The organism is Enterococcus sp. LJL90, from assembly GCF_056924355.1.
Map to the genome: position 1 here is coordinate 1 of NZ_JBXPBQ010000001.1, position 20,403 is coordinate 20,403.

General features: G+C 34.5%; 22 protein-coding genes. 13 read left to right on the top strand and 9 right to left on the bottom strand.

Translation table 11 applies throughout. From position 1 onward, the window contains the following. Positions 1-1,047 precede the first annotated feature (1,047 nt). The 3 genes from AC1Z3S_RS00005 to AC1Z3S_RS00015 all read left to right on the top strand — a co-directional run bounded on the left by AC1Z3S_RS00005 (position 1,048) and on the right by AC1Z3S_RS00015 (position 3,890). Positions 1,048-1,536 carry a DUF4362 domain-containing protein gene (locus AC1Z3S_RS00005; protein ID WP_461738625.1) on the top strand — a complete coding sequence of 163 codons (489 nt, stop codon included), beginning with the start codon at positions 1,048-1,050 and terminating at the stop codon, positions 1,534-1,536. Between the two features lie 406 nt (positions 1,537-1,942). Next, the gene (locus tag AC1Z3S_RS00010) at positions 1,943-2,620 is read left to right on the top strand and encodes an ABC transporter ATP-binding protein (protein ID WP_265459392.1); all 678 of its coding nucleotides are present in this window, start codon (positions 1,943-1,945) and stop codon (positions 2,618-2,620) included. 1 nt (position 2,621) lies between these two features. Then, entirely contained in the window at positions 2,622-3,890 is a 1,269-nt protein-coding gene (locus AC1Z3S_RS00015; RefSeq protein ID WP_461738626.1) for an ABC transporter permease, read from the top strand. Positions 3,891-4,000: 110 nt separating this feature from the next. On the opposite strand, the gene AC1Z3S_RS00020 is transcribed toward AC1Z3S_RS00015, so the two are convergent. Then, positions 4,001-4,453 (bottom strand): GNAT family N-acetyltransferase, encoded by a 453-nt coding sequence (locus AC1Z3S_RS00020; protein WP_461738627.1) that lies wholly within the window; start codon positions 4,451-4,453, stop codon positions 4,001-4,003. Positions 4,454-4,522: 69 nt separating this feature from the next. Between AC1Z3S_RS00020 and AC1Z3S_RS00025 the strand changes: the two genes are divergently transcribed. After that, positions 4,523-4,939: a MarR family winged helix-turn-helix transcriptional regulator gene (locus AC1Z3S_RS00025; RefSeq protein WP_461736013.1), complete on the top strand. Its 417-nt coding sequence runs from the start codon at positions 4,523-4,525 to the stop codon at positions 4,937-4,939. 95 nt (positions 4,940-5,034) lie between these two features. On the opposite strand, the gene AC1Z3S_RS00030 is transcribed toward AC1Z3S_RS00025, so the two are convergent. Then, on the bottom strand, positions 5,035-5,421 hold the full coding sequence (locus AC1Z3S_RS00030; RefSeq protein ID WP_461738628.1) for a CPBP family intramembrane glutamic endopeptidase: 387 nt from the start codon (positions 5,419-5,421) through the stop codon (positions 5,035-5,037). Beyond that, a complete protein-coding gene (locus tag AC1Z3S_RS00035) occupies positions 5,422-6,045 on the bottom strand; it encodes an alpha/beta fold hydrolase (RefSeq protein WP_461738629.1) in 624 nt (207 codons plus the stop codon). A gap of 290 nt (positions 6,046-6,335) precedes the next feature. On the opposite strand from AC1Z3S_RS00035, the gene AC1Z3S_RS00040 reads away from it, so the two are divergent. Next, a complete protein-coding gene (locus AC1Z3S_RS00040) occupies positions 6,336-7,238 on the top strand; it encodes a hypothetical protein (RefSeq protein ID WP_461738630.1) in 903 nt (300 codons plus the stop codon). A gap of 77 nt (positions 7,239-7,315) precedes the next feature. Here the strand turns inward: AC1Z3S_RS00040 and AC1Z3S_RS00045 are convergent, their stop codons facing one another. Continuing rightward, the gene (locus AC1Z3S_RS00045) at positions 7,316-7,540 is read right to left on the bottom strand and encodes a hypothetical protein (RefSeq protein WP_461738631.1); all 225 of its coding nucleotides are present in this window, start codon (positions 7,538-7,540) and stop codon (positions 7,316-7,318) included. Positions 7,541-8,133: 593 nt separating this feature from the next. On the opposite strand from AC1Z3S_RS00045, the gene AC1Z3S_RS00050 reads away from it, so the two are divergent. Next, positions 8,134-8,604, top strand: coding sequence for a GNAT family N-acetyltransferase (locus tag AC1Z3S_RS00050; RefSeq protein WP_461738632.1), 471 nt, complete (start codon positions 8,134-8,136; stop codon positions 8,602-8,604). 101 nt (positions 8,605-8,705) lie between these two features. Here AC1Z3S_RS00050 and AC1Z3S_RS00055 read toward each other — a convergent pair whose 3' ends face one another. Then, on the bottom strand, positions 8,706-8,924 hold the full coding sequence (locus tag AC1Z3S_RS00055) for a hypothetical protein (protein WP_461738633.1): 219 nt from the start codon (positions 8,922-8,924) through the stop codon (positions 8,706-8,708). A gap of 289 nt (positions 8,925-9,213) precedes the next feature. Here AC1Z3S_RS00055 and AC1Z3S_RS00060 point away from each other — a divergent pair, with 289 nt between their 5' ends. Then, positions 9,214-9,996 (top strand): helix-turn-helix domain-containing protein, encoded by a 783-nt coding sequence (locus AC1Z3S_RS00060; protein WP_461738634.1) that lies wholly within the window; start codon positions 9,214-9,216, stop codon positions 9,994-9,996. Positions 9,997-10,441: 445 nt separating this feature from the next. Here the strand turns inward: AC1Z3S_RS00060 and AC1Z3S_RS00065 are convergent, their stop codons facing one another. Further along, the gene (locus AC1Z3S_RS00065) at positions 10,442-10,801 is read right to left on the bottom strand and encodes a hypothetical protein (protein ID WP_461738635.1); all 360 of its coding nucleotides are present in this window, start codon (positions 10,799-10,801) and stop codon (positions 10,442-10,444) included. Positions 10,802-11,629: 828 nt separating this feature from the next. Between AC1Z3S_RS00065 and AC1Z3S_RS00070 the strand changes: the two genes are divergently transcribed. Genes AC1Z3S_RS00070 through tkt form a run of 4 tightly spaced genes read left to right on the top strand, consistent with a single transcriptional unit; the run spans position 11,630 to position 17,288 of the window. After that, a complete protein-coding gene (locus tag AC1Z3S_RS00070; RefSeq protein ID WP_461738636.1) occupies positions 11,630-13,693 on the top strand; it encodes a BglG family transcription antiterminator in 2,064 nt (687 codons plus the stop codon). 12 nt (positions 13,694-13,705) lie between these two features. Next, on the top strand, positions 13,706-13,984 hold the full coding sequence (locus AC1Z3S_RS00075; RefSeq protein WP_461739407.1) for a PTS sugar transporter subunit IIB: 279 nt from the start codon (positions 13,706-13,708) through the stop codon (positions 13,982-13,984). Between the two features lie 17 nt (positions 13,985-14,001). Next, a complete protein-coding gene (locus AC1Z3S_RS00080; RefSeq protein WP_461738637.1) occupies positions 14,002-15,276 on the top strand; it encodes a PTS ascorbate transporter subunit IIC in 1,275 nt (424 codons plus the stop codon). A gap of 32 nt (positions 15,277-15,308) precedes the next feature. Continuing rightward, positions 15,309-17,288, top strand: a complete 1,980-nt coding sequence (gene tkt, locus AC1Z3S_RS00085) for a transketolase (protein ID WP_461738638.1) — start codon at positions 15,309-15,311, stop codon at positions 17,286-17,288. A gap of 185 nt (positions 17,289-17,473) precedes the next feature. On the opposite strand, the gene AC1Z3S_RS00090 is transcribed toward tkt, so the two are convergent. The 3 genes from AC1Z3S_RS00090 to AC1Z3S_RS00100 form a co-directional block, all read right to left on the bottom strand. Continuing rightward, positions 17,474-18,220 (bottom strand): helix-turn-helix domain-containing protein, encoded by a 747-nt coding sequence (locus AC1Z3S_RS00090; protein WP_461738639.1) that lies wholly within the window; start codon positions 18,218-18,220, stop codon positions 17,474-17,476. Positions 18,221-18,395: 175 nt separating this feature from the next. Further along, complete coding sequence (locus AC1Z3S_RS00095; protein WP_461738640.1) at positions 18,396-18,623, bottom strand: DUF3784 domain-containing protein; 228 nt, start codon at positions 18,621-18,623, stop codon at positions 18,396-18,398. A gap of 346 nt (positions 18,624-18,969) precedes the next feature. Continuing rightward, positions 18,970-19,119, bottom strand: a complete 150-nt coding sequence (locus AC1Z3S_RS00100; protein WP_461736005.1) for a hypothetical protein — start codon at positions 19,117-19,119, stop codon at positions 18,970-18,972. Positions 19,120-19,334: 215 nt separating this feature from the next. Here AC1Z3S_RS00100 and AC1Z3S_RS00105 point away from each other — a divergent pair, with 215 nt between their 5' ends. Then, on the top strand, positions 19,335-19,745 hold the full coding sequence (locus AC1Z3S_RS00105) for a hypothetical protein (protein WP_461738641.1): 411 nt from the start codon (positions 19,335-19,337) through the stop codon (positions 19,743-19,745). A 55-nt stretch (positions 19,746-19,800) separates the two neighbouring features. Next, complete coding sequence (locus AC1Z3S_RS00110) at positions 19,801-20,337, top strand: hypothetical protein (protein ID WP_461738642.1); 537 nt, start codon at positions 19,801-19,803, stop codon at positions 20,335-20,337. Positions 20,338-20,403: the final 66 nt, after the last annotated feature.

The window sequence follows — 20,403 nt, forward strand, 5'->3', positions numbered from 1 at the left end:
AACTTTCCAACTGGTGCTCCAATCACTTATCCATTTGGCATACGTAATTTTTATGTAGCAGATCCTGAAGGTAACTTAATAGAAATTGGTAGTGTTACCTAACAATTCGTATTAGAAAAAAATTTATGAATGATTCTGGCTAATTTAGCTGTATCGATTGAATTTTTTAGTCTCCTGTGTCCACTAATGACGGATTTCATGAATTCACTACAAACACTTCCTAATTTCACAAAACTAAGTACACATAAAATTCACACTTACAGGTTATTATGAACTCATCCCAATAAAACAAACCCAAATAAAACACTTTTTCATTTTTTACTCCTAAACCCGTCAGTCCCCGCTGACGGGTTCCCTTTTGTCTTCAGAAAAAAAGGAACTTTTTCTGAAGACAAAAGGGATGCATACAATTCAACTAGGTTTCTACCAATTTCCCATTAGAAATCTAAACATAATTATATGAATAAAGGCCTTCAATGAAGTTGCTTTTCATTTTTCTTAAGGGGAGGACTGTTGGAATTCTAAATTTCCATTTCTGTCCTCGGGCATTGAATTGCCAAGTTGCTGCAGCAAACAAATTTTCCTTCAAGGTACTATTTGTTATCTCTGAGAAGTTGAATTCTATTTTTTGAATTAGTTGATTAGAAATTTTACTGAAGAATAAAATCGACAATTGCTCAGGGCTTAACAAAAGAACAGCCTGCTCTGTGATGGCAGATAGACCCCTTGCTTCAGCGTAGCAAGGAAGCATATTCGCTTGACCATGTAATTTTTTTAACTCAATGATTACAGATTCTCTTAAGATAATTATTTTCGCTCACCTCAGTCTGATTATACCAGATTGACAGTAGTGAGAATCTCATTTCAATTGGTGGACCTATTTCATTTTCTTGGGCAACTCGAAAACACATGTTGTGAATTTTTAAGCACTATTCAAAACGAATTTTATTTTTTTGGTTAAAAATATTCAAATAAAATGAAGATAACTTGAATCAATTAAATTTTTGTTGAATACTTGATTTAAACTCATGTGTGTGGAGGGTTTATATGATAAAGCTTATTTTGCTAACGGCTTCTCTGCTTCTTTTCTCAGGATGCAAGTCAATTGATAGTTCGCAAGCAGACTATAATACTGACACTTCAACTAACAGCTCAATGAACAATGCTACTAGTGACTTTGATTCAAATAGCTCAGATAATAACAAAATTATATCTGATTGGGGAGTGATAACGAACGAAGAACGACTGACTCAATTTATCGACAATTTTGAGCAAAATACTGCGGATAAGATTATTATCGAAAGTTACACGATCGAAGGCGATCCTATCTTTCAAACACTCGTTTATGATGGGACACAAATAGAATTGATAGAAGATTATTCTTACGATAGTTACCAAAATCAACCTGAGCTTACATCCAAATACTATAATCGAATTATTTTCAGAAATGGTCAGTATATATTACAAGACACAGATAATGAAGCAGAGTTTCTGCTTATTCAATTAGCTGAAGAAACAACGGACACCTTAGAATAAGCAAGTCTAATTTCTCTAGTTAAAAATATCAGTTTATCTAATCTGCATTAAGTTATCCAGCCCGCTAAAGATTATTTAGCGGGTATTTATATCCTTTTTTTTTAGAAAATTTCCACACACTGAATATGAATAGCTCATCTAACATGAATAATCTTCCATGCTATTAAGGAATTACTCACTGATTTCATTTCTTATTTTGCTCTATCCCCCTAACTTTAATTTTTTTTTCCTGTATTTTTTTAATTCTTCAAAGCCAATTCAACCAATCTTAATTCATTTTCTAAAAATGAAAGTTGTGATTTCGAATATTTTCTGAAAAATAAGACTAAAGTACCATAGTTTTTCATTTTGATTATGGGAAAATGAAAGAGTAATGAGAAACTAAAAGGATAAAGGAGATAAAAAGATGTCAGTATTAACTGCAACAGAGCTGAAAAAAGTTTATGGCTCAGGCCAATCAGCTTTTCAAGCTTTACGAGGAGTCAATATTTCAGTAGAAAAAGGTGAGTCTGTCGCCATTGTTGGTAAAAGTGGTTCTGGTAAATCCACTTTGATGCATATTTTAGCCTTATTGGACAAGCCCACTTCTGGAGAAATTTTATTATTAGGAAACGATGCGACGAAAACCAGTAAAAAACAAATGAATCATCTGCGGAATCAAACATTTGGGTTCGTTTTTCAACAATTTTTCATGAATACTAAAGATACCGTCTTAGAAAATGTGATGCTGCCATTAAAAATTGCTGGGATTTCTGGTAAGCAGCGTAGAGAAATGGCGTTGGCGGCTTTGGAGGCCGTTGAATTAGACGATAAAGCCAAAAATAAAGCGAATGATTTATCTGGTGGACAAAAACAAAGGGTCTGTATTGCAAGAGCAATTGTCAATAATCCTGAAATTATTTTTGCGGACGAGCCTACAGGAAATTTAGATTCTACTACTGGAGATAAAATTGAGGAGATGTTATTCAATTTGAATAAAGAAAAGGGCATCACCTTGATTATTGTCACCCATGATCCAGATTTAGCTGCTCGATGTGATCGTCAAATTCATATCAAAGACGGCTTAGTTGTGGAGGGAGAATAAAATGAAATTATTGGATATTTTAAAATCAGGAAGTTCAAATTTATGGCGGAATAAAGGGCGGACAATTTTAACCATTATTGCCATTTTTATTGGTGCCTTTACGATTGCTTTAACAAGAGGAATTAATGTTGGGGTGAACACTTACATCGATCAGCAGGTCGCCGGTGTTGGTGGAGAAAATCAGATTATGGTGCAACCGGCTTATGAATCTGGTAACAGCGATGGCCCAAGCGAATATGAAGAAGGCGAACAAGGGACTGCTGAAGCGGATTATCTTACTCAAAGTGATTTGGATAAAATTGCTGAGATTAAAAATATCGAAAGCGTTGAGCCTATGCTTTTGCCAAGCATCGATTACATTCAAGGAAACACGGATAAAAAATATGTTCTTAACAGCATGATGGATATGGATTTATCGATTGAGTTAGAAGCTGGAGCGGCGATTGATAGGAATGATTCAGCTTACCAAATTTTATTAGCACCAGAATATTTAGATAGCTTAGGCTTTTCCTCTGCTGAAGATGCAGTTGGCAAAACAGTTACTTTAGCGGCCACTGATCAAGGGACTGGTGAACAGGAAACCGTTGAAGCCACTATTGTAGGAGTGCGTGCAGCTAGTTTGATTAATGGCGGACAATCAATTATCAATGAGTCTTTAGCGGAAGATTTATTGGCAATTAATGAAGATGGTTTACCCAATACTTTAACTGGTAGATATTATGGCGCCACTGCTACTATGAAAGACGGTCTAAGCGATGAAGAAGTAGCGGACATTGAATCAGCATTAACCGATACGGGCATGATGGGAATGACCGTCGAAGAAGAAATTGGTTCCATTCGCAACGTCATCAACGCGATTACGGCTGTCTTGACGATGTTTGGTGGCATTGCTTTGTTAGCAGCCAGCTTTGGCATTATTAATACGCTGTATATGTCCGTTCAAGATCGGACTCGTGAAATTGGTTTAATGAAGGCGACGGGCTTAAGCAATGGGAAAATTTTCTTAACCTTTAGTGTGGAAGCTTTATTGATTGGTTTCTGGGGTTCCGTGTTAGGAATTTTTGGGGCGATAGGAATCAGCGGATTAATTAATAATTGGGCGCAAGCTTCCTTCTTGTCAGGCTTAGATGGTTTAACTTTATTGCAGTATAATCCAGCCTCAATTGTGATGATTATCGTGGTGATCATGCTAATTGCTTTCTTAGCAGGGACTTTCCCAGCTAACCGCGCAGCCCGTCTAGATCCGATAGAAGCATTACGGTATGAGTAAATAAAATAGATATGAAAATGAAAGCCAGCAGAATCAGCGATGATTTCTGCTGGCCTTTTAAATTGCTAGTGTTGAAATTACCCTAGGGCTCACTTATCAGAAAAGTTATCTTAGAGGTGTTTATTACCGTCGGACAGTCTCATTTCGATATGTGGCGTTCCTTCAAAGATAAATTGAGTGCCTATTTTTTCAAATCCATGTCGTAAATAAAATGGTGCGACTTGAATCTGAGCTTCCATCTCGATAAGGAGCTCCGGCCATTTTTGCTTTTGCAAAAGCAAAATCTGTTCAATTAGGCGATTGGCTAAGCCTTGTCCCCTGTGATTTTCAGAAACAACGAAGCGACCAAATGTTAGATAGTCTGGTTTTAGAAAAACTCTGGCATAGGCAGCGACTTCCCCTTCATCCGGTGCTTGATAAAAAATATGGTAGGCTGATTTATCATACATATCTGCTTCATGGTAAATTCTTTCTTGTGCCACCACAAATGTATCAATCCTCAGCTTCATTATTTCAAAAAATTCAGTGCTGGATAAATCAGCAAGTTTTTTAATTTTCCACATTTAAGATGCCTTCTTTCGAAAAAAGAGATATAATTATAGTTGTAAATTCAACTATTAGGAGATGCTTTTATGAATGAAATTGAAATTTTTCGTCTTATTGGTGCCATATCAAGACAAGCCACAACTGCAATTAATCAAAAAGTGAAACAATTAGGTCTTGATAATAATCTATTTTTATATTTACTCAGAATCATAGAAACTGAAGGGCTCACGCAGCAAGAACTAGCGGAAAAAGTTAAGGTGGATAAAACGACTTTAAGCCGTGCGCTAGCAAAATTAGAAAAACAAGGGTACATTACTAAAAAAGCTAGCCAGTCAAATAAAAAATTTAACGAACTCTTTCCTACGGAGAAAGCAAAAGGATTGTATAATCAGATTTTTTCTCTTGAAAGAAACTATATTGCGCAAGCTTTTTCAGAAGTGTCGCCATTAGATCGAGCCGATTTATATCGAATTCTTGAAAAAATTCAATCATCAATGACCTAACAAGATTGTACTTTATTACGGTTGCATTTGCAACTAAAAGAAATTTCAAATATCAATAATATTCTTCTTTCTAGAATAAAGGTGCAATAAACAGACTATCCTTGTTTGATAATTTGTAAAAATTTCATATTCGATTTGATTAAATAGAAGCCAAAGACAATGTAGACAATCAGTAGCACTCCAACCGCAAGGAAAGTTCGTTCTAGTGAGTCCTCATTACTGATAGACGCAAATAGATTAAATAATGTGTGGAGAAGTATCGTCGTGTAAATGGAGTGAGTCTTAAGGTATAAAAGAGCAAAAATAATTCCTAACAAAAGAGCATTAACGATTTGCAGCAGGACTAAAACTAACGGAAATTCTGGATTAATACCACTTGCTGCATGCAAGAGACCAAACACGATACTAGAGAATACAATGTAAACTTTTTTGTTGTCCTTACGGCTACATTTTTTTCGCAAATTCAAATACTGCGAGTACAATTAATTCTCCTTGTAATATTGCTTCAATATTTCAGCCAAGTCTTTTGGATTTTCTTCATTGGCAACATGTCCAACGGATTCCATGATTTCTAGTTTTGCCTGTTTAATATTCTCCTCGAAATAGTACGCAGATTTCAGATTAGCACGATCTTTTTTCCCACATATAATTAAAGTTGGGCATTTAATAGTTTTTACTTCACTGCTAAAGTCCAGTTCCTTCATAGAATTTCCCAAAATAAACGTTTGTTTTTTATTAAACGCCATGTTTTGAAATACCGATTTTGGTAAGAACTTAAAAATCTTATTTTGAATACTAAACATAACTCGTGGTACTTTATGTGGTGTACCTATTAGCACAAGCGTTCTCACTTTTCCCGGGTAATCCAAAGCATAATTTAGTGCCAAAATACCACCTAATGAGATACCGCATAAGTCGAGTCCTTCATCCATCTCGTTACAGTAATTTGCAAATGAAGTATAAAGATTAGTAAAGGTTGCTTCTTTTTCATTAAGAATTTCAGATAGGTTAGGGGACAATATATCGTGCTTATTTTCCATAAATGTAATTGTCTCATTCCAACTAGTAGCTTGATGTCCTGAGCCGTGAATCAAAATTTTTTTCAATGTAGGCCTCCTCATAATCTCTATCTTGTTTATCTCAATACTATCATAGCAGAATTGATTTTGGCAGCTGAGTAATGGAATCTCAGTTTTGAAATATTAATTTTGAGGCACAGTAAATGAGCACTAATAGAGAGTGAAAAATTTTTTGAAGGATAATTGCGTGTTAGGACGACTGCGGAGAGGATTGTTAACTAAGTCAGGGTATAGTAGATTCATAATTCTCAAGGAATATAGCAAATAAAACTAGCAGTCAGTATAATTAAGGTAAAAGTTTTCTAGGGGGGCTATCAATGAATGACTTTTTTGTTTGGTTAAGTAATCAAGATGTTTCCATCCAATATCTTTACGAAAAAATGCTTTTCAAAAATGATAATCTGGAGAAACAAGCTTTGGTATCAGAGGAAGGTTATGGGAAATTTTTCTTAGACCAACAAAATTCCGATGGTCATTGGGGAAAATATTATTATCAACCCAAGTGGACTTCTACTCATTACACGGTACTGCAGTTAAAAGAATTGGGGTTACCTCAGGACAATTCTATTTGTGTTGAAATGGTCCAGCGAATGTTCACTGAATGCCAATTGAAAGATGGTGGGTTGAATTTAGCGAAATCCAAGTTACCAAGTGATATCTGTGTTGATGGTATGATTCTAAACTATGCAAGTTACTTTATAGCCAGTGATGAGAGGTTGTTTCTTCTGGTAGATTCGGTTTTGCAAAAACAAAAAGAAGATGGTGGCTTTACTTGGCTTCAACAAAAAAATAGCGATCCTCATTCGACAATTTGTGTTCTTGAGGGGTTAGCCTCATTTTGTCGTTATGTTCAGCTTCCTTATCGGCGTAAGGAAATTGAAGCTGCAATTAACAGAGGATTAAGCTATTTCTATGTGAATAATCTATTTTTAGAGAATCGAGAATACCGGAAAGTAGCTTATCCATTTCGTTACTTTTACAGCATTTTTCGTCTACTTTTATTTGCAGCAGATTTGGGTTTGACAGATAGAGCTTCACTTACGGACGGGATGAATTGGTTTTTAAAAAAAGAAACTCCCCCATTCGTAAAACTTGAAAAAGAATATCGTGGACAGCAATTTATTCATTTCTCAAATAAAAAAGAGATCAATCCTTTTTTAACTATTTACGGTGAATTTATACGGGAAAGTTTTGCTACAACGAAAAAAGTATCATTGTGAATCGGCTAATGACAGACTCCATCTACTCTGAAAATCTTGCACCCCCTAAAGAATTTTTGGCGGTTTCTTGTAGATGACTAAGATGATTTATCTCCAGTTGATTTTGTTATCTTGCTTAAATAAGAAACAATCATTAGGGAAAAAATTGCGGCTACAAAAATGATACAATTTTGAATCAGTTGATCAGTCACTGCTACTCCCTTATTTAATACTAATGATATAGGAGCTCTACTGGTCAACATTACAATAACCAGCAGAGCCATATCCAACATTAGAAAATATTGAGACAAATCCTTTTTCATGTAAGTTACCCCCTTTATTAATTTAAAATTTGAACTATTTATAGAAATTCCACAAAAACAGATTTTCTTTGAGAACAATCAAAATGAGAAATAACAAAGATACTTAAGCAAGGTAGTTTCTAGTTTGGAAGGGAAATATTATTTATACTCATTGTAGCGTTCAAAAAAATAATCTGCAGGCCACTGGTCATTAGGCGATAAATTTAACAGGGCCATAACTCATTTTAGCAAACACATTATTTGCCAATAAATGTTTAGCATACCTAATCTAAATTAAATCTTCTTCAGTATAATTTTATTTGCCGCCAGAAGTTCGTTCAATTGGATGAATGATGCTGAGTGTCTCGCTATACCGTTATGACGTGGCGGAGCTGCCCATCAGGTTCGCTACTTCAGAAATATCCACATGCTGTCGTCCATAAACTTACTTTAAGTATCTACTAAATAAAAATAATTGTCTAGAAAGTCTATAAATTTTTAAGCGAAAGCGAGAGTAACAATCAAAACAAGTGAATCACTATCTAGTATGAAAAGAAGCGCATGATAAAATATAAACTAGGATGGATATTTTGTTAACAGAGAGTAGGCTTGATATGGAAAAAGTTAGAATTGATTTTATCACTGATAAAAAACTAAAAAGTAAAATCGTGAATGAGGTACTTAATGATTTACCGGAATGGTTTGGAATTGAGGAAGCTCTGCTTAATTATGTCAAAGAAGCCGAACAATTGCCTCTTTGGGCTGCTATAACGGAAGGCGAAGTTATCGGTTTTATAGATTTAAAAGCTACGAGCGAAGACACAGCCGAAATATCTTGTATGGGAATCAAAAGACAGCATCACCGCCAAGGCATTGGAAAAATGCTTTTTTCATCATTAGAAAATTATGCCAAAGAGAACTACTCGTATTTACAGGTCAAAACTGTGAATGAAGGCACGACACCTGGATATGATAAAACCATTCAATATTACCTTTCCTGCGGTTTTTCTAAACTCGAAGTTTTTCCTACCCTGTGGGATGAACGAAATCCATGTTTAATTCTTGTTAAAAAAATTGGAGGCTAGGGGTTTGCTTTACAAAAAAAATATCCAATCAGAAATTGGATAACGCTGGATAAATTAATGGAAGTTTTCTACAGTTAATCAAGCGAAGCTCCCATAGTTGATTATAAGTCGATAGCTGCAGGTCGCCATGTCAAAAGGATATAAATTAGGACAACAAACAATAAAATTATTAAAATCAAAGAACCTATCGCAATTATTTTCCAAAAATAATAAGCACTCTTTTTATTAATTCGGTTGCTTCTTTTAGCAAAAATTTTAGATACTATGAAAAGGATTATAAGTAAAGAAAGAAGAATCAGGTATTGGGTTCCATCAGACATAAGCAGCTCTCCTTTTTTGAAAACTATATCACATTAAGTCTGGTATTTCATGTTGTTACTTAGGCAAGGCAAGGTGAGTGATATTTACCAGCTTCCCCTTAGTTGAAAATTGAGCTATTTACAATATTTTGGACTAATTGTTAAGTTATTGTATGGATAGAAAAAATAATTTTTCAGCAGTTACAGGTTTGACTAAGTTTTCTAAATGTTAATTCACCTTTTAAGTGCAAGACTAAAACACCAGTGAATTGTACAATTATCTTAAATAAGACAAGGAAGGTGGATCAAGATGAACTTAAACGAGTTGCTAAAAAATTTTAGAATAAATAGTAACATGACGCAAGAAGCGCTTGCAAAAAAATTACATGTATCGCATCAAACAATATCCAAATGGGAACAAGGTATCAATACACCTAGTATAGACAATCTTTTGATGTTAAGTGATCTATATAATATTTCCTTAGACGAATTAATTAGAGGTGGCAACTACTTGAAAAAGCCCTTTATCATGGGAACAAAAAATTCCGTATCTAGGATTTTTATCATTTTTGTTCTTTTAATAATTGGAAGTATTTTTTTAGTAGGAATTTGGGATATATCATTTGTAATCGTACCCATAATATTTTTCTTAGGAGCAATCTTTATTTTTCCAATGACAGTTGAGGATTACTGGATATTGGAGAACAGAGGAATATCTATTAAGATTTATCCTAAATCTGTATCTAGGAAAATAAAAGAATTAGCTCAAAACTTAACGAAACTGAGCAACGAAAATATCTTTATTCCTTATAACGAGATAGAGACATTTGAAATTGTCTATCAAAGGAAAGATAGGTATAGTCCGTTTGATTACCGAGCAGATGACTTCTTTGTTAGGATTACATCCAATAAAGGAGAAAAATATAGTTTGTTAGTCAAAAATAATTTTGTTAAATTTTTGCCTCAGATTACGTCATATCTTACTAAAAAAAATATTACAGTAATGGATAACCACGACATTGTTGAAGCTATTATTAGAAAAAAATATCTATTTGATTATGTTCGTGATCAAGACACAACAACTATTGAATAGTTCATATGTATGGCAACTAAGTCCCCCCTCAATATCAGGATTGCCAGAAGGAACAAATCAATTTCTATTTACAGCATTTTTAAGTCGAAATGTGTGGGAGGATGCATATAAGGAAGTTCCCAGTCGAAGACCAAAGTCTTATCGTAATTTATTTATTGAGAAAATTACTACTGTCAAAATTGATGAAACAACTTATATTTTATTGACCAATAATTCAAAGGGAGTAGCTGCCCTTAAAAATATAGAGCGATTTTATCAGCGGTTGATTATTTGGAGCAAGGATTAGGGAAGTAGTGTTCTCTATAAAAATAAACTATTTTCTTTAGGGCATGTAAAATTTTACGAAGAGGAGTAACACTGGCAATCAATTTTAAATCACTTCATTTTTATGTTAATGATATGTTTCGAGCTAAGAAATTTTTTAAAAAAACTTCGATGAAGCTAATTACTCGTAAATTAAGTTAGTGCCATTCAGCTCAATGTTACTAGGGTGACCCATAAACACTACCGGAGGATTGAAATTTACATCATCCATGCTCAGGTAAGTTAGTTTTATCTGGACACCAATGGATAGACCCAATTCAAGTGGATTGATCGGCTTTTGCATATTTTTAAAATCTAGTATTATCTCATCTCCTGACTTGAAAGTTTCTGGAGAATAGGCATTTTCGTTTGCAATGACGACAACCTCATCTTCAGTAATATCTGCCACAGAACAATCAAGATAACGAAGGTGCGATCCGTAGCCTCCTACTATTTGATTATTATCTTGAGTTCTATTAAGACCAAGAAAGAAAATTACCATGGCAAATACTATTACAGTAAATATGAAAAAAAGCTTTTCAAATTTCTAGATTTCATTTTTGCATCAAAACCTTTCTAAAGAAGTATAACAAAATTTTTTAAGTAAGGTATACCTCTGTTTTAAGTCTATTAATGAGACCTTTTATACACTCAAAAAAGTATTTTAGGATCCTTATTTAAAAAGCTCTAAATTAGAATAGGTCTTAAAAAAGGCAGGTAGTCACTCATTTAATTCCCCATAATAAACCAGCTCTATGAGGCAAAAACACAAGAAAAAATTACTTTAAATACAATTATAAGACACGACACCTGAATATGATAAAACCATTCAATATTACCTTCCCTGCAGCTTTTATAAACTCGAAGTTTTCTCTACCCTTTGGGATGAACGAAATCCATGTTTAATTCTTATTAAAAAATTGGAAGCTAGGAGTTTGCTTTAATGGTGGAAGAATTTTTGAGTTTAGATTGATGCTGATAGGTTTTATGGACTTCAATATATCTTAGAGTTTTGTCACTACTAATTTGGAGTAGCTGGTAGTGATTTTTTATGTTCAATAGATGAAAAAAAAAGTTACTTAATACAAGGGTTAATCTATTATCCATAACTGAGCTTTGATAATGAAATTAAGTTTTAGAGAAAATGTTTACTGTATAATCATACTAAAATTGACGAAATCAACTTCAGAATATTGCTTTATTCAAAGCGAATTTTGAAGTTGATTTGTTTTGAGTTTAATACTTGTTTTCGATTAGAACAAAAGATATACCCAAATATTATTGTGGGTTGAAAGCGTAGCCATTATATTGGATATAGGAGCTGAGGGTAATGATGGATAATCAAGATTTAGTAATTCTTCATGAGATTACATTTAGAAACGAAAGAACTATAGAAAATTTAGAAACAAAGTTGGCTATGTCAAAAAGACAAATAACGTATGCACTAAAAAAAGTTAATGAATTGCTTAACGAAAATTCCCAAAAAGAAATCTGTACTTCCGGAAGTAAACTTTTAATATCGACAGCATCCGAAAATTTTCTACAGAACTATCTGTTAAAATCAAGTATTTTTGAAGAAATTTATCATTCAAAAAAAAACCGACAGTTGATGATTTTATTAATCTTATCCTGCTCTCTTGAATTTTTGTCTTTGGATCACTTGATAATAATGCTGGATGCTAGTCGTTCGACAGTATTAAACGATCTGAAGGATATAAAAATTTTGTTGGCTGAAAATAATTTAGAAGTTACCTATTCACGAAAACGAGGTTATTACTTATTAGGCAATGAGGAAAATATAAGGTATGCCTTAATGCAAATAGTTTTAAAATGCTTAAATGAGGATCATGGTGAATTGTTTCTTGAGAATTTCATTTTCAAGTATTTAGAAATAAATAGTTTGGATTTTGAAGAGAAAATACTCGAAGCGTCACAAATTTATCATATTCATTTTTTTGAAAACAAACTTAAAGAATTTACTTACTGTTTTATTTTATTAAATCAACGGCTTAAGAGCTATACAATGAACTCTGATTATACAAAAGAGGCCTTCCATATAGAAACAAACGAGTACAAATTCAGTGAATTAATCTGCAATTACTTTGAAATTACAGATAAGCAGAACATTAGCTATGTCAGTGCTTGGATTGCAGGAGTTTCCTCGGGTGATATTACTAAATCAACGAATGATAAGGAGATGATTGAACAAATTGTAAGGCGCTTAATCTCAAGATTCGAAAGTCTTGCCGGAATCCGCTTTTTAGACACGAATGTTGTAGTAAAGCGTCTGTACGAACACGTTAGACCAGCATATTATCGGATTTTATATCAGTTGCCTATCTTTAATCCATTAACAGAGAAAATTCAAAAAGAGTATGCAGAAATGTATTCATTAGTTAAAGAATCTCTCAAGCCACTGCAAGCTCTATTTGAAAGTGAACTTCCTTCTGATGAGATTGCATTTTTAACAGTTCATTTTGCAGCCTCAACTTATGAAGAGCAAGAAAAAAGAATAAAACGTAATCGCGGATTAGTATTGTGTCCTAGCGGAATAGGAACTTCTCTCATTCTTGTTAAGGAGCTAGAAGCACTGTTTCCAAGTATTGAATTCGTAACAGAAAGTTCTCATGAAAAAACTGATATTTCAAATTTTGATATTATTTTTACTACAATAATTACCCAGTTTCTATTTAATAGCAATATTCCTTTTATTGTTGTTAATCCAATTATGAATCCTAAAGAGAAATTTGAATTAATCGGTAGAGTCTACGAGATAATCAATAAGGAGCCACTAATTAATCCCCAAGTAAGAGATGTTTTGAATATAGTAAAAAAACATGTGAATGAAGAACAATATTTTAAAATTGAAAACGATGTATTGATGCAATCGGATGAAATTAATTCTCATGTAATTATAGAAGATGGAGGTGATTACCCATTGCTAAGTGAAGTTACAAGTAAAAAGTTAGTAAAGTTGAATGTACCAGCATCAAATTGGGAAGAAGCTATTCGCAATTCAACAGATGTGTTAGTGAAAGAAGGTAAAGTATTACCAAGTTATATTGATGGCATGATTCAAACGACAAGGGAAAGTGGCCCTTATATTGTAATCACAAAGCATGTTGCTCTCCCCCATGCACGACCCGAATCAGGAGCAAAGGAGATTGCGATTAGTATTGCTACATTGGAACATCCAGTTGTGTTTGGGAATAAAGAAAATGATCCTGTGAAGTATGTTTTTGGTCTTAGCGCACTTGACAATAAGACTCATTTGACTGCTATGGCAGAATTAGCAGAATTATTGGACCAGAAAAAGTTTTATGATGTGTTAGATACAGCGAAATCTCCAGAAGAGATAATTGCTTATATTCTAAAATTTGAAAGTGAGGAATGAGAAATGAGCGAAATGAAGCAAGCATTAATTGCCTGTCGCACAGGTATGGGTTCCAGCATGATGTTAAAAATTAAAGTGGATCAAGTGGTGAGAGCCAATAAATTTCCCCTTGAAGTACAGCATAGCACATTAGATGATGTGAAAAGCTTTAAGGGAGATTTGTTGATTACTATGACAGATGTTGCTGATGAGGTGAAAGGGCAGGTACCGTATATTATTGGAATAAATAATTTAATGGATAAAAAGGAGATTGAGGACAAATTGAAAAGTTTTTTTGCTAGTCAAGAATAACAAAAGGAGGAAGAGAGATGGAAATTATTCGTGTTATTGTATTTGATTTATTGTCTTCTGCACCAATTTTGGTTGGAGTGATTGCTTTAACAGGATTAATACTGCAAAGGCAATCGGCCGACAAAGTTATTTCAGGAACACTTAAAACAATTGTAGGATTTCTAGTTTTTGGTGTCGGTTCGGCGGCGGCAGTTACTGCATTAGATAGTTTTCAAGTCTTGTTTGCGGAAGGTTTTGGTTTAAAAGGTGTTTTACCTCTAGCAGAAGCTGTGACTGCATTAGCTCAAGAGAAGTTTGGTACTACAGTTTCAATGGTGATGTTGATAGGTTTTGTCTGTAACTTGTTGGTCGCAAAATTTACACCATTAAAGTACATTTTCCTGACAGGACAACATAATTTGTATCTTGCGGCGTTACTAACAATCATGTTGAAAGCTTTAGGAGTTAGCAATGCTGTAACCGTGGGACTTGGGGGATTGATGTTAGGAATCTGCGCTGGGCTATTTCCAGCTATCGCACAGCCATACATGCGAAAAGTTACAGGTGATGATGAATTGGCTATGGGGCATTATGTGACTGTTGGCTATGCGTTATCAGGCTGGATTGGTTCAAAAGTAGGTAAACCCGAAGATAGTACAGAAAATCTTAAACTACCTGCTTGGCTAACAATGTTTAAAGATTATGTAGTTGGCGTTTCAATCACGATGGTCATCTTTTTCTATGTTGCTGCTATCGCTGCAGGAAAAGTGGCTGTTGAAGAATTATCTGGAGGGGTAAATTGGTTAGTATATCCGTTATTCCAAGGTTTAAGTTTTGCGGCTGCTTTGTATGTCATCATTACAGGAGTTCGACTATTTTTGGGTGAAATTGTAAGTGCCTTTGTGGGGATTTCTGAGAAACTAATTCCTAATGCAAAACCTGCACTAGATTGTCCAGTAGTGTTCCCATTCGCCCCTACAGCCACTGTGATAGGTTTTCTAGCAGCCTACGCTGGAGGTCTCGTGACTATGGTGATAATGGGCATAATGGGAACGATCGTTATTATTCCTGTTGCAGTCCCATACTTCTTTATCGGAGCTACAGCTGGTGTATTTGGTAACGCTACTGGAGGTTGGAAGGGCTGTATCGCAGGCTCATTCATTGTCGGAATATTAATTGCTGTTGGCCCAGCATTAATTTATCCAATTATGGAGAACATTGGCCTAACGGGTACATCTTTCCCTGAGACCGACTTTAATATTGTTGGTCTACTAGTTTATTATATCGGACAATTCTTACAAAACATATTCTAAAATTCAAAGGAATCAAATTTATTGGAGGAAATATGATGAATACAATTGATAATAAATCTGTTTCAACAATGAGAAGCTTAGTTGTGGATAGCGTTGAAAACGCAAACCATGGTCATTTAGGTGCCCCATTGGGAGCTGCACCAATGGGTTATGAGTTGTTTAGGTATCATATGAAGCACAATCCAAGAAATCCTAAATGGTTTAACCGTGATCGCTTTGTCTTAACCTCAGGTCATGGATCAATGCTTCTTTATTCGCTATTACATTTGTCTGGATATGAATTGTCTATGGATGACCTCAAACAATTCAGAAAATTGAATAGTAAAACGCCAGGTCATCCAGAAGTCTTTCACACACCTGGTGTTGAAGCGACAACTGGTCCTTTAGGTCAAGGGTTTTCAATGACTGTTGGACTGGCTATCGCGGAGGCCCATCTAAGAGACAGATTTAATAGAAATGAATATAACATTGTTAATCATTTTACCTACACTATCTGCGGAGATGGGGATTTAGAAGAAGGCGTTGCTATGGAGGCTGCTGCAATTGCTGGGAAATTAGGACTTGGGAAGCTTATTGTATTATATGATTCGAATGATGTTACCTCAGATGGTCCTTTAAGACAATCTGCCCATGAAGATATTCTAGCAAAGTTCACAGCTATGAATTGGCAAACACTATTTGTAGACGATGGAAATGATTTAGAAAAAATTTCAAAAGCAATTGTGGAAGCGCAAAATGAAACACAAAAACCAACGTTGATTGAAGTAAAAAATATTATTGGCTTCGGGTCAACACTGCAAGGGACAGAAAAGATTCATAGTAATCCTGTTGGCGTAGAAGAAGCTAAAAAAATCAAAGCTGCAATTGGTTGGGAATATGAAGATTTTTTTGTTCCTGAAGATGTAAAAATGAATTTCAATGAGATTGTTGTTGAAGGTGAAAAGTCTGAAATGGCGTGGAACTCTTTAGTTAAGGAGTATAAACATGAGTATCCAGAATTAAGTGCTGAGCTGGAGAAAATTATTTCTGAAGAGTTTACGGTTACTGAGAATTCTTTACAACCTTTCACTGAAGAAAAAATGGCAACACGTACTGCGAGTGGAAAAATGTTAAATAGAATCTATAAAGATTTACCAATTTTAGTTGGTGGTTCAGCCGATTTGGCTTCTTCCAATAAGACAACAATTGAAGGACTTCCTTTTATGGATGAAGAAAATCATGAAGGCCCGAATATTTATTTTGGAGTACGTGAATTTGCTATGGCGTCCATTTGTAATGGTCTAACTTTACACGGTGGGTTAAGAGGATATTGTGGAACTTTCTTAGTATTTTCTGATTATATGCGTTCTGCAATTCGACATTCTGCACTGATGGGAGTTCCCGTTACGTATATTATGACGCACGACAGTCTACAAGTAGGTCAAGATGGCCCAACCCATCAGCCAGTTGAGCACTTGGCTTCCTTGAGAGCAATGCCGAATTTAGTGGTCTTCAGACCTGCTGAAGCGAACGAAACCATTGTTGCTTGGAAATTAGCAGCAGAATCTAAAAATCGTCCATATTTAATTGCTTTAGGGCGACATGATGTTCCCGTAATTGAAAATGTGAATTTTGAAGATGCAGAAAAGGGTGGCTATATTTTATCAAAAGATTCAGATACACCTGATTTAATCTTAATTGCTAGTGGATCAGAAGTTGAAATGGCTCTAAAAGCGAAAGAGCAGTTGGGGCAACATAAAGTAAATGTGGTATCTTTCCCTAGTTGGGAGCTCTTTGATGCACAAAGTGAAGAGTATAAAGAATCTGTATTACCAGAAAAAGTTGTAAATAAATTATCTGTTGAATTAGGATCAACAATGGGCTGGTCCAAATATGTGGGGGCAAAAGGCTTCTCATTAGGTGTAGAGCAATTTGGTAAATCAGGTCCTGCAGGAGATTTATTACAAGAATATGGCTTTACAGTTGAAAAAATTGTGGAAGAAGCCCAAAAATTAATAAAAAAAAACAAATAGAAAGTAGATAGGATACATACAATTAATTAAATATAAAAATTATTTGTGTGTATCCTTTAAAAATTATTAAATAGTTCATTGGTTGATTTCATCCTTTACTCTCCTCAGGCCGCTAGTCACTGTGATAGCGGCCTTTTCTTTTGGCCAGATTATATTCCAAGGATTTGCCGATTTGAGCATAAAGTTTAATTTAAATCAGAAAAGACTGTAATGCCTGCTTCATAAAATGAAGTAATATACTCTTGATAGGTTGTATAAAAAATTTCTACTTCATTTTTAGTCATTTCGTCTGAAGAAACCTTGCCGTTTAATGGCTCTAAATTACTATCCAAATTGATATAGCTACCTTCCCCATTATAAAAAATAATTTTATCAGGCTCTTTAATTACGAGTGATTTTTTTTGACCGTCACTGACTGTTACTCCTCTTGGAGCTATATCAAAATCTAGATAAGGAGTTGAATACTTCGTCTGATATGAAGATAAATAGACATATAATTGGCCTGATTTCACATAATAACCTGCTACATTACTCAAAAGTTCTGGCAGTTCAACTTCCTCTGTTTCCCACGAGTAGTTATCTATTTCAGATTGCCTATGATTCGTCCGTAAAACCCATGCAACATTCAACAAAATGAATCCCAAAATTAAAACGGAGGTGCTAATAACTAACCATTTCCATTTTTTCCATTTTTGCCCTTCCTTTAAATCTTTGTCCATTTTTTTAACCATAATCAAATCCTCCTTAATTAATTCATCTAAGGAGAGTTCCAAAATATCACTTAATAAAATCAATGAGCCAATATCTGGATAGGTTCGTTCATTTTCCCAACTCGAAATAGTCTTGTCAGAGACATGCATCAAAGTTGCTAAGTCTTTTTGTGTCCAAGTCATGTTTTTTCTTTGGTGCGCGATATTATTTCCGATAGACATTTTTAATCCCTCCTTGAAGTAATCGTATAAGGAAGACGCAAAAATGCCTACCTATGTATTGTAGAATCCTTATTTGAAAGGCTTTAAACTAGAATAAGTCTTAAAAAAGACAGGTATTCACTCATTTAATTTTCTATAATAAACCAATTCTATAATGCAAAAATACAAGAAAAAGTTACTTCAAATACAAGTATGTGGTAAAAAAAGCTGTAGCTAAAATAAAAGCGCAAAGGACAAACATTACAATCCCCACGAAAGGAGCAATATCCGCAGCTTCTTTAGTATGCTCTTTAAAGTTATTACCAGCAATCAATCTCAGCCATTTTTTATTTCTAAATTTAAACCCGATTAAAGCGAATAAGCCGGCAAGAATCAGTAAAAAAAGCGTAATGAGAATCATCATTTTTTTCCTCCCTAAGGTGTTTTATATCTCTTTCTAGTGTATCATTTGAAGAATGAAATAGACTCATTTTAAAGGTAGTTTCCATAAGATTTTTTATTTCATTTGCTTAAACTTTTATAAAGCTTAAAATTAAGCCAGCCCAAAGAAGATTCTTATAACCAGATATCAAAAAAATTATCCAGTTAAAAGCTGAATAAATATAGAAAATGACTAGCATAAAGTTATTTCAACCTTTCTATGGAAATGAGAGCTCCCGCACAACAAAGGCCCTCCTACTAACCTACTCACACAAAACGACCCGCCAATTGGGATATTTGGCGGGCTTCTTTATATCTAAAAATTAAGGCTATCTTGCAAAACCAACAGCGACAGCGTTTGTTCCAGAGCTTCTGACAAAGACGTTGATAACGACACCGTCTTGTGGAAAATAGCCCTCTTTTTCGGTGTTTGCGTTAAAATCTTTGACTGAAAAAATGACAATATGTTTAAATTTCATCTCTTTTACCTCCTTTTTTATAAAGATACCAAAGTTTCTTGACACAAACTAGTGTAAATAATCTTTTTAATCTGTCATTGTCAGATTAATCCCACGAAAATGAAAGAAAATCGTTAGGGAAACCTATTTGGTATGGAAGTTATTTTTTGTAAGATAAATGTAGCAATAGAAAACTATGAACGTCTATGAAAAAGACAGTAGGAGGCGGAATGTTGATGCTTAAATTACAAATGCAACCATCAACCAACAGATTTGTCAAAATCGAAATCAGTCGCTTTGTTCGCTGGGTAGAGAATAACTACCACTTTCCGTTACAACTACACATTAATATTACCGGCACAACTCAGATAAGAACACGCTATTCAAACGGCATTTTTGTAGCGTCCTCGTTTTTTCCGTATGATGAAGAGCAGCCGATAGAAATAAACATTGCCACGGGTGATTTCTATTCATTGGTAGCGTCTGACGGAAAAGATGACGCGGTATATATAACAATGCTATCCATCGCTCAACAATTAGCTTATTATTTTCAAGTTGTTAAAGAAAAAGAATTGAATCGACAGGAGTCAATGGCTGAGGCCCTAATGATAACTGAAAAATATGAGGAATTTAGGGGCTATCTTTAAAAAAATAGCCAGGCAGCTTATGTTAACCGTGAAAAATAAAAAGGAGGAATTCAATATGCACAAACAAAATTTAAGTGAGATTTATACGACTCTTTCCCCAGATGAGTCTTTTAATTTGGGTAAGAAGTTATTGGAGCTGCCTGATTTTATCGTCTTTGAAATGGTGTCAGAGTATGGTACATTGGATTCAATTGCAGCTGTGGGTAAAAGTCTAATCACAGAAACTGTCAGTGAATCTAGGTATCTGAATTATTTCAAATTTGTGACGCGCCTCAACCAGAAAAATGGCGTCTATGATCCATATTTACTCAAGAGCAGTATAGATAGCTTGGTAATGTATGACAATGTTTATGACTTTGCTTTGCAAGAGAAACTTGTTGTAACCGTCCTAACCGACACGATAGATACCAGTTTTATTGGACGAATTATCGAGCACAGCGAATCTCAGCTAACTCTTCAACCAATGGATTATTCTTTAGAAAAGGATTCGCCAATCACGATAGCTGAAAAAGATACTTCGGTGATTGACATACTTAGTATTGAAAATTTTTTCCTTTCGCAGTATTGGCACCATCAAGAAGAAATTAGTTGACCGTCTAAAATATTCTTATTTTGCTCAAAAAGAATTGTTTGAAAATGAATTTAAGAAACGGAGAAT